The sequence below is a fragment of the Pedobacter arcticus A12 genome, assembly GCF_000302595.1.
GTDB lineage: Bacteria > Bacteroidota > Bacteroidia > Sphingobacteriales > Sphingobacteriaceae > Pseudopedobacter > Pseudopedobacter arcticus.
This window is the reverse complement of the sequence record NZ_JH947128.1, coordinates 303,739-317,924: the sequence shown is the minus strand read 5'-3', so window position 1 is coordinate 317,924 and position 14,186 is coordinate 303,739. Positions and strand designations below refer to the sequence as shown.

The window sequence follows — 14,186 nt, the reverse complement described above, 5'->3', positions numbered from 1 at the left end:
TTGAGTTGTTGCGGGATTCTATAAAGGTGGCTAGGGAGAAACTCACTCATATTTAGCGGTTTTAGACTGAGCATTTTGCATACTAAATTTTTTGGATTTACCCCAGCTGTTGGGATGGTTATACATACAGAAAATCAATTCATGTAATCCAATAATATAGCGCTATGGATTGTAATTTTTGGACGGTGTTTTGTTAGATAACCGTCTGAATTTTGGGTATATTTCTAAAACCTGCTTGTTTATAAACCCAGCGTTATCTTAAAGGAAATTTTAATGAAGAAACTCAACAATAGCTTAATAAATTTACTATGTTAGCATAGCAAATTTATTAATTTTAGAATTTTGTTAATAAAATTGAATTTTTGTTGAGTTTTTGTTAAATTACTTAGGGGTATATGTAACGAAAATGATATAAAACATCTAATTTATTGTTAATTTTTTAATATACTGAATATGAGTTATTTATGTCAAAATGTTAAAAAATGTTAAATATTAATTTGTTTTTAACACTTAGTACATGGTATATTTAGTACTAATTAACACTATTACTAATTAACTTTATTTTAAAATTGTATGAAAAAACTTGTACAAAGTTTATTCATCTTGTTGCTTATAGCATCTAGTGTGCTAGCGCAAGATAGAAGAGTTACAGGAAAGGTGACCGCTACCGAAGACGGTTTGCCATTACCTGGTGTTTCAGTTAGAGTAACTGGGACAAATCAAGGAACTCAAACAGATTCGAAGGGTGATTTTTCGCTTAACGTTCCCGCAAATGCTAAGAGTTTAGAGGTTTCTTATATTGGTTTTGTTAAACAAACTATTCAGATTGGAACCCGTTCTGTCTTTAATGTCTCTTTAGCAAACGATAGTAAGCAACTTAACGAAGTTGTTGTTACAGCATTAGGGATCGAGAGACAGAGAAGTGAGCTTGGATATGCCGCAGCCACGGTAAGTGGTGAAACTGTAACCAAAGCTAGCGCAGTAAATGTTGCTAATGGTTTACAAGGTAAAGTTTCTGGTTTAAATGTGTCAACTGTAAGCAGTGGCGTATTTGAAAATGTAAGCATCAACTTAAGGGGTATCAGATCCATGACTGGGAATAACAATCCATTACTGGTTATTGATGGAATACCTTTGAAGATAGAGTTTCTTTCATCATTAAACCCTAACGATGTTCAGGATATAAGCGTATTAAAAGGAGCTTCTTCTGCTGCTATTTATGGTCCGGATGCTCGTAATGGCGTGATTCTGATAACGACAAAGAAAGGATCTAATAAGCCTGTTATTACGGTAAGTAATTCTGTGCAATTACAGCAAGTTTCTTTTTTTCCTAAGTTACAAAAGAGTTTTGGACAAGGTTACGATGGAGTAATTGATCCTCTTGAAAATTGGTCTTGGGGACCAGCTTTTGATGGATCTACTGTAGATATTGGTCCCGAGTTGCCAGATGGTTCTCAACAAAAGGTAACGTATTCTGGTACTGACGAAAGACAAAAGTTTTATGATACGGGTGTAACTGTTCAAACAGATGTTTCGCTATCAGTTAAAGATTTTTATTTAAGTCTTCAGGACGCCAATGTTAAAGGTATAGTGCCAGATGATGAAAATCGCAGAACTAGTTTTAGAATGAACTCCGCGAAAGAATTTGGAAAGTTCAAGGCTGGTGCAAATATAAACTACAGCCAACAGAATTACAGCGTTTTTGATGATCAGGCTATGTCTGACTATTTTAGTGCCCAAGGAACTGGAGGTAACGATGGCTTATTTGATCAACTTATAAATACCGCTGCCAACGCACCTTTATCAAAATATAAAGATTATAAAAATGATCCTTTTTCCCAGTACAATAATTATTACTGTAATTATGGATTAAATCCTTATTTCGCTATTGGTAACTGGAGAAAAAATGGAAAACGCCAAGATTTAATTGCAAATCTAGACTTCAGTTATAAACCAACAGATTGGTTGAACTTTGTATATAGAGCAGGCTTAACCACTGAAAATACTGCTAATAGATATACATCAGAAGGAGTTGTTGCTGATGATTTTGGTTTAGACAGAGGGAAAACTACTGTTCCTGGTTCTATCGAAGAAAGTGCATATTCTGAAAATAGATTAACATCTGAATTATTTGGAAATTTAACCAAACAATTAGATGAAAATTTTAAGCTTAGCGCTATATTAGGTACTTATGTTCGCCAGAATGAGAGTAGAACTACAAGAGTAGGTGCTAGCTCATTGGTTGTTCCTGGTATTTACAACGTAAGTAACAGGATTGGAATTCTATCAGGGTCATCTCCTGGTTACAGATCTCGTTTGTTTTCTGTTTATGGTAGTGCAGGTTTAAGTTACAAAGGTTGGGCAAACCTTGAGGTTACAGGACGTAACGACTGGACTTCACTGCTTGCTATCGGACAAAATTCTTATTTCTACCCAGGAGTTAGCGGATCGTTAGTCCTTTCTGAAGCCGTTGAAGGATTAAAATCTGTAAATGCGTTGTCATATTTAAAATTAAGAGGAGCTTGGAGTAAAACTGGAAATGCTGATATCACACCGTATTTATTAGCGTCTACTTATTCACAACCTGTTTACACTGGATTTCCTTACGGTTCAACACCTGGATTAACCGCAGGAAACACTTTCTACAATCCAAACTTAAGGCCTGAGTTTATCAACAGTACGGAGGCAGGTTTTGAAGCAAGTTTCTTTGGAAATAGAGTCACTTTTGAATCTACTTACTTTTATCAAAATAATACAGATCAAATCATTAGTATTAATCTATCAGACGCGACTGGTTACTCTAGGTATTACTTAAATGCGGCTTCTTTCATTAATAAAGGAATAGAAATGGACTTGAATCTTACACCTTTAATTAAATTTAAAGATGGAGGTATCCGTTTCAGAGCCAATGCCACTTATAACGACAGTGAGGTTACCAGCATTTATAAGGAACAAGAACTAAATGAGTTATCTATCGGGGGGTATGTGGATGCTGGAAATTATGCTATAAAAGGCAAACCGGCTTTTATCCTTAAAGGAACAGACTACAAGAGAGATGATTTAGGACGTGTGATTGTAAATGCCACAACCGGACGGCCATCTGCCGACCCAACGACTAAAGAACTTGGTAGAACAATCCCTAAATGGATTATCGGTTTAAATCCGTCTGTAGATTATAAAAACTTTAGTTTGTCTGCTCTTTTCGAACACAAGTCTGGACATAAAGCTTCTTTCTATGCACTCGGAAGTGATATGGCTTGGACTGGAGTGTCAGAAGCTACAGCTTATAATAATCGTCAGCCGTTTATTCTACCTAACTCAGTAATTAGAAATCCTAGTGTAACAGATCCTGCTAGCCCTAATTATTACATTGAAAACACAACAGCTAAAATTGGAGCGACTGAGGAAATGTATGAATACTATACAAATGAATTCAGAAGTGCAGCTTCTAATTTTGTGGTAAGTGCCAATACGTGGAGGTTAAGAGAGCTTTCTTTATCGTATGATGTGCCTCAAGCTTTGTTGAAAAACCAAAAAGTGTTAAAAAACCTTACTGTATCTCTTGTTGGTAGAAATCTGTTTTTATGGTTGCCATCTGAAAATAAGTTTATGGATCCAGATTTTAACAGCATGATTTCCGATTATCCAAACGCTTTCGGAAATATTGATGCAACATCAAATCCGCCTGTAAGAACTTATGGATTTAACATTGTAGCCAAGTTTTAATTAATTAAAACATTTAAAATGAAGATAATGAAAAATAAAATAATTTTACTATTTACACTTGTCGCGATAACGATGGCAAGTTGTAAGAAGAGTTTCTTTGATATAAACGAAAATCCAAATCTCGCTACCGAAAAAGCTGTTGAGCCTCGTTTGTTATTACCTATGGTGTTGAATGCAACAGCAAAGAAAATGGCTGTAGACTACGGATTTGCTGCTCAGTGGATGGGGTATTGGGCTCGGGGAGGAAATTTTGGTCCGAGTATACCCTTAGAAAATTATAATATCACTACCACTTACGAACAAAACAATTGGTCTAACGGCAACACGAGCTCTGTAAACCCTGCTATTGCTTGGTTTGATATCATCAAAGATGCTGATGATATGGAGAAAAAAGCAAAAGAGTTGAATCAACCCTTTTATCAGGGCGCAGCAAAGGTGGTGAAGTCTATTGGTTTTATGTACCTAGTGGATATGTACAACAATGTACCTTACTCTGAAGCCTTAAACGTTGTTAAGTATATTGCACCTAAATATGATAAAGGGAGCGATATATATGCAGCTCTATTGTTGCAGTTAGATACAGCGAATGCACTTTTCAATGAACCTATGGATATCACTCCTGCTTTAAGAAGTTCGGATATCATGTTCTCCGGTAATCTTGAGATGTGGCACAAGCTAGCGAACACGCAAAAATTAAAGCTGTTAATTCACCAGTCCGAAGTACTTGGTTCAGCGCCAACAGCGGAAATTAATAAAATCATTGCAGAAGGAAACGGTTTTTTAATGGGTGGAGAAACTGCTCAGGTACAACCTGGGTATTCTATTAATGCATATCAATTGAATCCGTTTTACGCTGCCTTTCTGCGTGATCAAAACGGTAATTTAGTTGATGATTTCAACAGAGCTAGTAAATACATGCTAGGTAAGTTTATAGATAACTCTGATATACGTTATCAATACGTGTTTAGTAAAGCAGCAAATCCATTAAATGGAGATTACTATGGTTCTATTCTTGGCGGACCTGTTGTGAAGGATACCCTTTCTAGCGTTATGTCAAATGTTGCGGGTCCTGGATTAGCGAAAAGTGCTACTCAGCCTCAATGGTTGTTCACATCAGTTGAAAGTATGTTTTTACAGGCTGAGGCTACCCAACGGGGTTGGTTGACAGGAGACGCAGAGACAGCTTACAGAGCAGCTGTTAATGAGTCATTTTCTTGGTTGGGTGTAACAAACGCAGCAACAACGGCTGATACGTATTTAGACAATCAAGCGATAGCTAGTTGGTCAGGCGCTACTGACAAAGTTAAATTGATAGTTTCCCAAAAGTATTTAGCTCTAGTTGGAATTAATAACTTTGAAGCTTGGGTTGATTACCGTAGGTTAGGTGTTCCAGCCGATGTTCCTATTTCTCTAAATACAGGACGAGCGGGTCGTTTAATCCCGTTACGTTTAGCTTATCCACAGAATGAGTACAGTTTCAATGCGTCGAATGTAAAAGCGGAGGGAACAATTGATCCACAAACTTCTAGGATTTTTTGGGATCCAAATTAGTATAAAGTAGTATATAATTTTAAAGCTGCCTCGTTTTAAATCGAGGCGGCTTTTTTGTTTTAAATGGGCCTTGCATTAATTCAATCAATTTTCCTTGCTTAATGTAAATTCTGAACCCTTTATTTTAACAGCTTATTCGTTTTTTTGGTTTTCTCCCCAACACCAAATTCCCTATCTTTGCGTTTTCTAAAAAGCAAATCCGATATTTTAATGACGCAATTCAGATATTTACTTCTCACCATTTTATTCATCAGCCTTTCGTTAACCTCACCAGCGCAGGAGCTTTCTCCCAAAAGAGAATTCCGTGGTGTTTGGGTGGCGACTGTAGTCAATATCGACTGGCCAAGTAAAGCCGGTTTAACCACTCAACAGCAAAAAGATGAATTGATCAAACTGTTAGATAAACATCAGGAAGAAGGTATAAATGCGATTATGTTTCAGATACGGCCAGCAACGGATGCCTTTTATGCAAAAGGGGACGAGCCATGGTCGCAATATTTAACGGGGAAACAGGGGCAAGCGCCAAATCCATTTTATGATCCTTTACAATTTGCAATAGAAGAGTGTCACAAACGCGGAATGGAGCTTCATGCTTGGTTTAATCCGTACAGAGCAACTTTTGATGGGAAAGAAGAAAATATTACGGCAGATCACATTACAAAAGTTAAACCCAGCTGGTTTTTTAAGTACGATGGTAAAAAACTGTTTAACCCAGGTTTGCCAGAAGTACGTGAATACATCAATAAAGTTATTTTAAACGTGGTAGATAACTACGATATAGACGGTGTGCATTTTGATGATTATTTTTACCCATATGCCATCAAAGGGCAGTTTATTGATGACGAATCGACTTTTTGGTTGCAGAACAGAGGAATTAAGGATATTAAAGATTGGCGCAGAGACAACGTAAATCTATTGATTAAAGCGGTGAATGATAGTGTGCATGCCCATAAGAGTTATGTAAAGTTCGGTGTAAGCCCTTTTGGTATCTGGAAAAATAAATCTCAGGATCCTGATGGTTCTTTGAGTTATGGTGGCGATTCATTTTACGGAATTTACGCCGATGCGAGGAAATGGGTACAGGAAGGCTGGGTAGATTATATCAATCCGCAGATTTATTGGGCTTTTGAAACCAGAGCAGCGCCATACGGTAATTTGGTTGATTGGTGGAGCAACCATACTTATGGAAGGCATTTATACATAGGCCACGGAGCTTATAAGGTAAACGCAACCAAAGAGCTGGCGTGGAAAAATGCCGGTCAAATTGGTCGACAGATAACTTACAATAGAGCAAACCCGCGGGTGCAGGGGAGCGTGTTTTTTAGTTCAAAATCGCTGACAAGAAACCCATTGGGTGTTTCAGATACCTTACGCCAGAATTATTACAAATATCCAGCTTTACCGCCGTTAATGCTATGGCTTGATTCTGTAGCACCAAACAAGCCTCAGAATCTTTTGGGTATCGAGGGCGATAGTGGTGTTTTGCTGAGCTGGAAACTGCCCTTACCAGATCATAAAAATGAAAAAGCCTACGGTTTTGTGGTTTATCGTTTTGATGATAAGATGCCGATAGATGTTACCGACGTAAGTGCTATCAAAAATATTTATTACGGTGATATTACTTCTTGGGAAGATACTACTGTTAAAAAAGGGGAAACATATACTTATATAGTTACTGCCTTAGATCGTGTAAAAAATGAAAGTGAACCTTCCGTAGCTTTTAAAATAAAGTTGAAAAGATAAAACCTTCATCAGGTCTAAGTAACGAGAGGTAACACAATTTGGTAACCCTGCAATTTGGCAATCTTGCTAATGAGATGTCTCCCAAGAGATTATGCTAACAAAAAGAACCCGTTCTTAACGTGAAGCGCTATTCAGCATAGCCGAAGCTTTTCAAATAATTCTCGCGGTTACGCCAATCTGGAATTACTTTTACAAACATTTCTAAAAATACCTTTTTGTGTAGAAACTCTTCCATATCCTGACGAGCATAGGTTCCAACTTTTTTAAGCATCGCGCCACCAGTACCGATTATGATATTTTTCTGTGAATCCCGCTCCACCACAATTTCTGCACTAATCTTAATGATATCTTTTGCTTCCTTAAATGAAGTAATGATAACTTCAGTGCTGTAAGGAATTTCTTTCTTGTAAAACTTAAAAATCTTCTCACGTATCATCTCAGAAACGAAAAACCTTTCTGATCTGTCTGTTAATTCGTCTTTTTCGTAATATGCGGGATGTTCTGGTAGGTTCTCAGTAATAAAGCTCATTACCGGCTCCGTGTTGTACGAGTGCAGAGCAGCGCATCCAACGATGCCGTGGGGGTTAAGCTTTTCTTTCCAGTAGTTTATCTTTTCTTCGATAAGATCATTGGTAGATTCGTCAATTTTATTGATCACCACCAAAACCTTAGCGCTCGTGTTTTTTAATTTCTCCAACACATCTTCTTCATCCTGCTTTTCATTAATGTCGGTTACAAAAACTAAGATGTCCGCATCTACTAAAGCATCATCAACAAAATGCATCATATTCTCCTGCAATTTGTAGTTTGGTTTGATGATTCCGGGTGTATCTGAGAACACAATTTGATAATCTTCGTGATTTACGATACCCAAAATACGATGTCTGGTAGTTTGCGCTTTTGGCGTTATGATTGCCATTTTTTCGCCAACTAGCTGATTCATAAGGGTTGACTTGCCTGCGTTTGGCTTACCAATGATGCTAACAAAACCTGCTTTATGTGTCATTTAATTTATTGTAAAAAAGATTTGGAGTACAAAGAAACGAATTATATCTTTGCAGACCAATTAAGAACGAGGATTTGTTCTTAAAAAGAGTAGAAAGCAGCAAGTGTTTTCGTGGAAACGTTGAAATATTAAAGCATTAAGATATAGTGCGGGGTGGAGCAGTTGGTAGCTCGTCGGGCTCATAACCCGAAGGTCATAGGTTCGAGTCCTGTCCCCGCTACCTATAAAGAGTTTGAAAGACAACTCTTTTTTTATGGCCCGTTCGTCTAGGGGTTAGGACGTTAGATTTTCATTCTAGAAACAGGGGTTCGATTCCCCTACGGGCTACGTTTAAATCAAAGTAAATTATTTACAAAGGTTTAATTTAAAAGGATTATTGTTACAGAAGGATTTTTCTGTAAAGAGATTAAAAATACAGTGCGGGGTGGAGCAGTTGGTAGCTCGTCGGGCTCATAACCCGAAGGTCATAGGTTCGAGTCCTGTCCCCGCTACCTAAAAGGAGTTTGAAAGACAACCCCTTTTTTATGGCCCGTTCGTCTAGGGGTTAGGACGTTAGATTTTCATTCTAGAAACAGGGGTTCGATTCCCCTACGGGCTACACATTTCAGTAGTAAAATTTAAAAAACCTGCAAATCAAAAGTTTGCAGGTTTTTTGTTTTGTCAAAAACCTCCAAACTTCCATATTATAGTAATTCAAGCGTTCATCTAATTCTCATGGCATAAAGGTCGATCAATCTGAAAAAATGGGAGTATAAGTAAAGAATAATTAGTAGCTATTTCAATTTTTGAGGCCATTACTTATATGTATTAAAAATGAGAACAGTGATTGGGATTTTAAATTCATCAATAGTGACTAAATATGGATTTTGCATTTATAGGGAGCTCAAATCTCAAATGATTATGTTCTTTTTTCTATGCATGCTTGTAAACAGCGGGGGAACTTTATATTAAAAGGGTGATTTTAGTATTGATATTGGAATAATATTAATGGAGGGAAACAATAAGATTTTCAAAGGGAAAATAGTGTAGTAGTATTTTAGTTGTGATGAAAGAAGCTATTGGAGTAGAAAACTATATAAACTAAGCAATATGGAAATTGCGGATTAGTTTATGCAATTTTATTAAAAATTTTCACTGTCTTTTTATAAAACAATTACTTCAAGTTTTGGCTTTATTTACGTTTACTTAGAGGTAAGAATAAATCTCTAATTATTTTTCACTAAAGTTTTTATATCTTCGTGTACGTAAACAATATAGTTCTCGCAATTTTTAAATAAGTCCAAGATCTAAATGGAAAAATTAATAATATACAACGGTAAAGTTATTACCCCAAAGGGTATAATAGAAAATGGTTTTGTTTTAATACACGGCGAGATTATTGAAAACGTTGGGGAGGGAGAAGTTGAGGTGTCAGAGGATACAATTTTAATTGATGCAAAGGGTAAATTTATTTCCCCAGGATTTATTGATATTCATGTACACGGTGGTGGTGGACATGATTTTATGGATGGCAGTGTTGATGCATTTTTGAAAATAGCCGAGACCCATGTGAAATATGGTACAACAGCCCTAAACCCAACTACCTTAACCAGTGAGGTGGAAGATCTTTTTATAACATTGGATTCTTATAAAGAGGCTAACCGGCTTAATACAAAAGGAGCGCAGTTTTTAGGTGTTCATCTAGAAGGTCCGTATTTTGCAATTAGCCAACGTGGAGCGCAAGACCCTAAATACATCCGTAACCCTAATCCAGAAGAATATAAAAAGATATTAGATTACTCGGATGATATCATTAGGTGGAGCGCCGCACCAGAGCTTCCGGGAGCGATAGAGTTCGGTCGTTATGTAAGGTCAAAAGGTAAAGTTCTGGCATTAGCGCATACTGATGCACTTTACGAAGAAGCTTTAGAAGGGTTTAATAACGGATATACTTTGGCTACCCATTTTTATTCGGCAATGTCTACCGTAACACGTAGAAACGCTTATAGATACGCTGGCGTAGTTGAAGCGGGTTATCTGATAGATGAGATGGACGTAGAAGTTATAGCGGACGGTGTCCATCTCCCTGCTCCTTTGTTACAACTAATTTACAAAATTAAAGGGCCTGACAGAATTGCTCTGATTACGGATGCTATGCGAGCGGCTGGCATGCCAGAGGGTGAAAGTATTTTAGGTAACAAAGACACCGGCTTGAAAGTTATAGTGGAAGGTGGAGTAGCCAAATTACCTGACTTATCTGCTTTTGCTGGCAGTGTAGCAACTGCAGATAGACTGGTAAGAACAATGGTTTACGATGCAGGAATACCAATCATTGATGTAGTAAAGATGATCTCGGAGACACCCGCTAGAATAATGGGAGTAAATAAAACAAAGGGAACTTTAGAGAAAGGGAAAGATGCTGATGTTGTGATTTTTGATGATCAGATCAAGATTGCGATGACTATAGTTAAAGGAGATATTAAATATAGGGAGACAGCATTTCCAGTGTAAGCTATAAGTAATCATTATACGTAACTATTCTGAGAAAACAGGAAGTTAATATTCTTTATATCGATGCTAAAGTAAAAGTAACAATAGATTACGATCTACCTTAATATAAATTAAAATATAATTATTGAGCTTGATTGTTATTTGCTTATAACGAGCGGATGGAAAATATTTATATCTTCCTTTATGTGACATTTATAAATATACTTTAAATATTACCAAAGTTCGATTTTCTTTTGTCTTAAGATGATCATTGAGCAACTCGTTATTTTTCAATTGCTTTTATATAAACTAAAGTTATATTTGCTTCGAACGAAATGCCGTGATTTGCTCCGTAAAAAAGCTGCTATCGCAATAGTTTTACATAACGGTGTAAGAAAAAAAACATTTTTATGAAGCACAAAGAAGAAAAGGAGCTTGTTGGCGTAAAAGAAATTGCCAGGAGAGCAAATGTTTCGATTGCCACAGTGGATAGAGTTCTGCACAATCGAAGCGGAGTTTCGCTAAAAACTAAGGAAAAAATTGAAGCAATCATTGCAGATCTTGATTATAAGCCGAATGTTTTTGCCAGACGTTTGGCCTCAAAAAAAATTTTAAGACTGGCTGTGCTAATTCCGCAGGTTTCTAATGAGACTGCTTTTTGGCAAGCACCGTTAGAAGGAATTGCCAAAGCGCAAGAAGAGATAAGGAATTACGGAATTACAGTAGAAAACTTTCTTTTTGATCTAAATGATATTTCAACATTTGAAAAGTACACGAAGGTAATTCTTGAAAGTGAGTTTGATGGCGTGTTAGTTGCACCGGTTTTTATAAATGAATCTACTCAGTTTGCCAATAAGTGTCAAAAACTCAAAATCCCCTATGTATTCATCAACTCAGATATTCCTAATCAGGATAGTTTGTGTTATATAGGGCCGAATCTTTACCAAAGCGGATACATGGGTGCGCATTTGTTAAGTTACATACTTAGTGAAAACAGTAAAATATTACTCATTAACATTTCGAAGGAAATTGACACTCATCACCATTTACTACGTAAAGAAGAAGGGTTTAGAGGGTACTTTGCTGAAAACAATAAGAGCTATGAGGTTGTAAAAATAGATATCCGACAAACCGATTACGAATCTGTAGAAAAGCAATTGAATGAAGTTTTTAGCCAACAGAAAGACATCAAAGCGCTTTTTGTGACTAACTCTAGAGTTTCATCTGTTGCAAAGTATATTCAAGAGCATAAGCTACAGCACTTATTACTATTGGGATTTGATTTCCTACCTCAGAATATTGATTTTCTTAAGAAAAACGTCATCGATTTTTTGATCTGCCAGAAGCCACAGGAACAGGGATATAAAGCAATTATTGCTTTATATAATAAACTGGTACACAATATAAATACAGAAAAAATCAACTTTATGCCGATTGATATTATATCTCGTGAAAACTTTATGTTTTATTGATAAGCTTAAATAAGCTTTCATGGAAAAGTAGCCTAGATTAACATTATACGTTTTTTTAATATTTATTGCAATATGAATGGTTTTTGGAGCCAACACTCTTAATCATAAACCATAAAATAAATCACCATCTACCCTGTGTGATAAGCAATAGTTCTATAGGGTTTTAGTAGATGTGCTAAGTAAAATACTAATATAATAGTCCTTTTAAAGGTAGTTGGGCTTGTTGCTGTCAGTGCATCAAAGAAAATAGCTATAAAAACTTCTCGTTTAATTTTTACCGATTTTAACTCAGCTCAAATTTGTGATGGTAATATCTTTCCTTAATTCTTAAAGTTTAACGCCGCAATAAAATGCGAAAATGTTATAGAGCTCCCACAATTTAATCTAGAAAGATTAAAATTTCGATTAAAATTTTGATTTTAGAAAACAAAACTTTACTTTCGGTAGCGTACCCGTAAATTTTTTTGTTAAAAAAAATCCTATTGATAGATGTGAGTAGCCTACGCTAATACATTTTACCAAGAGTATTTAAAAATGGGAAAATTAAATATGGAGGTAATAAGCAGAAAAGGAGAGGGTAGCCTGGCATTTTCTGGTATTGTGCATTTATTTCACAAATAAAAGTGGGCTAGACTAGTTGGCTTGGGCAGTTTCTAGGCAGTAGTTTTTTAGAGTTATCAATCTAAAGCCGATTATTTGAGTTTCTTGAACTGTACTTAGCTACTTGCTGATCGTTCCAAATACAAGTACTGGAAGGATTTTAAACCGAATAAATAATGGAATCAAGATACAATTACAATCCTTGATCATGTTGAACTAAATTTAGATAGTAGTTAAAAATCAATATAATGAAGAAATCGAAAGGGGTAAGCAGAAGAAACTTTATTAAAACAGCTTCCACAGGCGCTGCGGCTGTTGCTCTCGGTGGTATTTTGCCAGGCTTTAGCGCTAAGAGTTATGCTAATATTATGGGAGCTAATGAGCGTATAAAAGTTGGATGCATGGGTGTAAATTCACGAGGTAAATTTGTGGCATCTAATTTTGCCTTACAAAAAAACTGCGAGGTGTTATATGTTTGCGATGTTGATAAAAGAGCGGCAGCAAAATGTGTTGAGGAGGTGGCTAAAAATCAAAACAAAACGCCAAAGAATCAACCCGACTTTAGGAAGGCATTAGAGGATAAAGATTTAGATGCTTTAGTTGTAACTGCACCAGATCATTGGCATGCACCGGCTGCAATATCAGCTTCTAAAGCAGGTAAACACGTTTATTTAGAGAAGCCATGTAGCCATAATCCCCGTGAAGGAGAGTTACTTGTTGATGCGGTTAAAAAATACCGCAACGTAATTCAAATGGGCAACCAAAGACGTTCTTGGCCAAACGTGGCTGCTGCCATTAAAGAAGTACATGATGGCGTAATTGGGAAAGCGTATTATGCCAAAACCTGGTATGCTAATAACCGGTCGTCTATTGGCGTAGGCAAAACTGCACCAGTGCCAGACTGGTTAGATTTTGACCTTTGGCAAGGGCCAGCTCCTAGAGTAGCGTATAAAGATAATTTCTTGCATTATAATTGGCACTGGTTCTGGCACTGGGGAACTGGTGAGGCACTGAATAACGGAACACACTTCGTGGATCTTGCCCGTTGGGGTTTAGGCGTTGATTTTCCGACAAAAATTAGTTCTAACGGCGGAAGATACCGTTATAGTGATGATTGGCAAACGCCAGATACGCAAATGATTAATATGGAATTTGCGGATAAATGTACCATCACTTGGGAAGGCCGTAGCTGTAATGGAGCTCCAACTGAAGGTGAAAATGTAGGTGTTATTTTCTATGGAGACAAAGGGTCTTTACAGATACTGGGTGGAAATGCTTATCGTATTTTTGACTTAAAAGGAAAAGTAGTTAAGGATGTGGCTAACGACATTAAAGTAGATACTATAAACCTTGCCAGCCCCTCACAAGCGCTAGATGCTTTCCATATTCAGAATTTCTTTAGTGCAATAAAGAATGGTACTCCGCTAGCATCTGATATAATTGGAGGCCACCAAAGTACACTGTTGGTACAATTAGGCAATATTGCGCAACGTACAGGTCACAGTTTAGAAACCAATCCTTTAAATGGGCGTATCTTAAATAATCCAGAGGCAATGAAACTTTGGAGCAGAACATACGAGCGAGGATGGGAGCCAACCATTTAAAAATTTATCCGTTTA

At 36.7% G+C, this 14,186-nt stretch carries 7 protein-coding genes and 4 tRNA genes; 10 read left to right on the top strand and 1 reads right to left on the bottom strand.

What is annotated here, in order from left to right; all coding sequences use genetic code 11:
* Nucleotides 1-573 precede the first annotated feature (573 nt).
* From B176_RS0117245 to B176_RS0117235, 3 genes are all read left to right on the top strand, one after another.
* Nucleotides 574-3,726 (top strand): SusC/RagA family TonB-linked outer membrane protein, encoded by a 3,153-nt coding sequence (locus tag B176_RS0117245; RefSeq protein ID WP_017260083.1) that lies wholly within the window; start codon nucleotides 574-576, stop codon nucleotides 3,724-3,726.
* A gap of 27 nt (nucleotides 3,727-3,753) precedes the next feature.
* Nucleotides 3,754-5,277, top strand: coding sequence for a SusD/RagB family nutrient-binding outer membrane lipoprotein (locus B176_RS0117240; RefSeq protein ID WP_040540771.1), 1,524 nt, complete (start codon nucleotides 3,754-3,756; stop codon nucleotides 5,275-5,277).
* 210 nt (nucleotides 5,278-5,487) lie between these two features.
* Nucleotides 5,488-7,020, top strand: coding sequence for a glycoside hydrolase family 10 protein (locus tag B176_RS0117235; protein ID WP_017260081.1), 1,533 nt, complete (start codon nucleotides 5,488-5,490; stop codon nucleotides 7,018-7,020).
* 127 nt (nucleotides 7,021-7,147) lie between these two features.
* Here B176_RS0117235 and era read toward each other — a convergent pair whose 3' ends face one another.
* Complete coding sequence (era, locus tag B176_RS0117230) at nucleotides 7,148-8,026, bottom strand: GTPase Era (RefSeq protein ID WP_017260080.1); 879 nt, start codon at nucleotides 8,024-8,026, stop codon at nucleotides 7,148-7,150.
* A 147-nt stretch (nucleotides 8,027-8,173) separates the two neighbouring features.
* Between era and B176_RS0117225 the strand changes: the two genes are divergently transcribed.
* The 7 genes from B176_RS0117225 (at nucleotide 8,174) to B176_RS0117190 (ending at nucleotide 14,171) form a co-directional block, all read left to right on the top strand.
* Nucleotides 8,174-8,246 (top strand) — tRNA-Met (locus tag B176_RS0117225).
* Nucleotides 8,247-8,281: 35 nt separating this feature from the next.
* Nucleotides 8,282-8,353 (top strand) — tRNA-Glu (locus B176_RS0117220).
* A gap of 91 nt (nucleotides 8,354-8,444) precedes the next feature.
* Nucleotides 8,445-8,517: transfer RNA gene (locus B176_RS0117215), tRNA-Met, on the top strand.
* A gap of 35 nt (nucleotides 8,518-8,552) precedes the next feature.
* Nucleotides 8,553-8,624: transfer RNA gene (locus tag B176_RS0117210), tRNA-Glu, on the top strand.
* Nucleotides 8,625-9,316: 692 nt separating this feature from the next.
* Nucleotides 9,317-10,516, top strand: coding sequence for an N-acetylglucosamine-6-phosphate deacetylase (gene nagA / locus B176_RS0117205; protein WP_017260079.1), 1,200 nt, complete (start codon nucleotides 9,317-9,319; stop codon nucleotides 10,514-10,516).
* A 389-nt stretch (nucleotides 10,517-10,905) separates the two neighbouring features.
* Nucleotides 10,906-11,967 (top strand): LacI family DNA-binding transcriptional regulator, encoded by a 1,062-nt coding sequence (locus B176_RS0117195; protein WP_017260077.1) that lies wholly within the window; start codon nucleotides 10,906-10,908, stop codon nucleotides 11,965-11,967.
* 848 nt (nucleotides 11,968-12,815) lie between these two features.
* A complete protein-coding gene (locus tag B176_RS0117190; RefSeq protein ID WP_017260076.1) occupies nucleotides 12,816-14,171 on the top strand; it encodes a Gfo/Idh/MocA family oxidoreductase in 1,356 nt (451 codons plus the stop codon).
* The last annotated feature ends 15 nt before the right edge of the window (nucleotides 14,172-14,186 follow it).

Coding starts and splice junctions, on each gene's coding strand:
- B176_RS0117245 (WP_017260083.1), top strand. CDS start 574: ATGAAAAAACTTGTACAAAGTTTATTCATCTTGTTGCTTATAGCATCT.
- B176_RS0117240 (WP_040540771.1), top strand. CDS start 3,754: ATGAAAAATAAAATAATTTTACTATTTACACTTGTCGCGATAACGATG.
- B176_RS0117235 (WP_017260081.1), top strand. CDS start 5,488: ATGACGCAATTCAGATATTTACTTCTCACCATTTTATTCATCAGCCTT.
- era (WP_017260080.1), bottom strand. CDS start 8,026: ATGACACATAAAGCAGGTTTTGTTAGCATCATTGGTAAGCCAAACGCA.
- nagA (WP_017260079.1), top strand. CDS start 9,317: ATGGAAAAATTAATAATATACAACGGTAAAGTTATTACCCCAAAGGGT.
- B176_RS0117195 (WP_017260077.1), top strand. CDS start 10,906: ATGAAGCACAAAGAAGAAAAGGAGCTTGTTGGCGTAAAAGAAATTGCC.
- B176_RS0117190 (WP_017260076.1), top strand. CDS start 12,816: ATGAAGAAATCGAAAGGGGTAAGCAGAAGAAACTTTATTAAAACAGCT.